1 protein-coding gene is annotated in these 2056 nt (G+C 38.7%); it reads right to left on the bottom strand.

From position 1 onward, the window contains the following. Positions 1 to 492 precede the first annotated feature (492 nt). Positions 493 to 1665: a trans-sulfuration enzyme family protein gene (locus tag BZG01_RS21195; protein ID WP_245870458.1), complete on the bottom strand. Its 1173-nt coding sequence runs from the start codon at positions 1663 to 1665 to the stop codon at positions 493 to 495. Positions 1666 to 2056 lie beyond the last annotated feature (391 nt).

A 2056-nucleotide genomic window follows, 5' to 3' on the forward strand; every position in this document is an offset into this window, starting at 1 on the left:
GAAATATCAGATCTACAAGAAAAGATTACAATGATGGTAAATGAGTTGAATCCCGATTTAATCAAATCCATTACTGGTTATCCAATTTATACAAATTGCTTTTGTGAGTAAATTAGTCTGTAAAATGGTATTATATTCCTAAAAAATATTCTCGTTTTTTTTTACTTTTCGTTTTAATGGCTCATAGTTTTGGTGCAGGGAGCTGGTTGTCTATGAATTGTGGATTTTGGACTGCAATTATTTTTATTTTATTTAATGCAATACTATTTTATAAAATTGAAGATTTAATTAATAAGGAAAATGTAAAAAGTGGAATATAGCAAGTGATGGAATTTCTCTCTTAATCGGAATTGAAAAGCTTTGACTGAATACCCCTGCCAGCAAGAGCTTGTAGCTCGATCTACTAACGCAGTAAGCGCTACTCAATCATGTCAAATTCACCGTTAAAGCATCTCCATATAAAAAGGTCACGCCATGGCGTGACCCTACGGATTATATATTTTTCAAGGCCTCGCCAATCAAGCCTTTTAATTTTTCGATATTTTCAATTCCTACCGATAAACGAATAACGCCCGGCAAGGGATATTTTGCGCCCCAAACAGGTTCTACTGGTAATAAAATGGTATCTACTTCGCCCAATGTTGGAACCAATGGAATTGTATCTTCCAAAGCAGCTACAAAGCGATTGCATTTCTCTCTTTTGTCCTCATCGGAAGATCCTTTGATATCGAAAGTTAACATGCCGCCAAAACCTTTATCGCCAAACAAAGCCACAGCCTCTTTTCGGGTAGGATGAGATTCCAGTCCTGGATATAAAACCTCTCCTATTTTTGGGTGATTTTCTAAATATTCAGCCAACTCCATTGCATTGTCGCAATGCTTTTGAAAGCGCAATTCGAAACTTTTTACCTGCGTTCCCAATCGGTAAGCATCATCCGGACTTAGAAAATGACCTGCCCATTTTCGATATTCAATGGCTTCCTTCATTAATTCCTCATCGTTGCCGCAAATAACTCCTGCGGTAATGTTTCCATGTCCGCTCAGGTATTTTGTTGCTGAATGAATCACCAGATCGGCTCCATCTAAAAGTGGTTTCCACAAATAAGGTGTTCCAAATGTATTGTCTACAATTATCTTGGCATTGTATTGCTTCGCCAGTTCCATGATGCGTTTTACATCGGCAACAATCAACATGGGATTCGAAACGGCTTCGAAATACAAAAACTCAGGTTGAATTTCTGCCAGCATGCGCTCCAATTCCACGAAATCGTACAAACCTTCTTTCGCATAAAAGCGGTGCACATCTAAATTACGGCGCTTGATCAACACCGTATCGATGAATGAATTGGTTCCGCCGTAAATCTCATGAAAGAACAACCAGGGACGGGTTGCTGCTCCTTTCTGAAAAACTGATACTGCAACATCAATGGCCGCCATTCCTGTTTCCACCAACAATGCCCAATTGCATCCTTCCAATTCCATAATTTGTTTCTCAACAGCTACCACAGTCGGGTTGCGATATCGGGAATAGATGTAATCATCTGGTTCGTGCGCATGATTCAATTCTGCTGCAAAAGCTTCTTTGGTTCGCTTCGAATTTTGCAAATTAAAGCCAGCTTCGCGGTAAAGCGGCGTATGCGATGCGTTGATTTCTTTTTTCTTCATTGTATTGTGGTTTGACGTATGTTATTTTCTAACTACCCCTAAATCCCCTAAAGGGGACTTTCCCTGTTGGGTAACATTTTTTTAAGCCCCTTCAGGGGTTTGGGGTAATAAAACTTTAAAAACAGCCCTCTCCCTGTCGGGAGCTCCCCTTAAAAAGGGAGAAATATAAATGCAATTTTCACCTTTACAAGTCTGCCTATTTAAAAAATCTTTTCCTCTTGAGGGAAAATGCCGACAGGCGAAAGGGTGTTATTCTTCTAATTGACTCTGACAGATACTGTGGTAAAATCCAAATTAAATTAATAATTATTTCCTAAATTTATGATATGAAAGAAAACTTCAAATGATTATTCATTTAAGTTTATCTAGCGGCGGAGTATAGCTCCGCCTT

Origin of the sequence: Labilibaculum manganireducens (genome assembly GCF_002843385.1) — a bacterium.
Classification (GTDB): Bacteria; Bacteroidota; Bacteroidia; order Bacteroidales; family Marinifilaceae; genus Labilibaculum; species Labilibaculum manganireducens.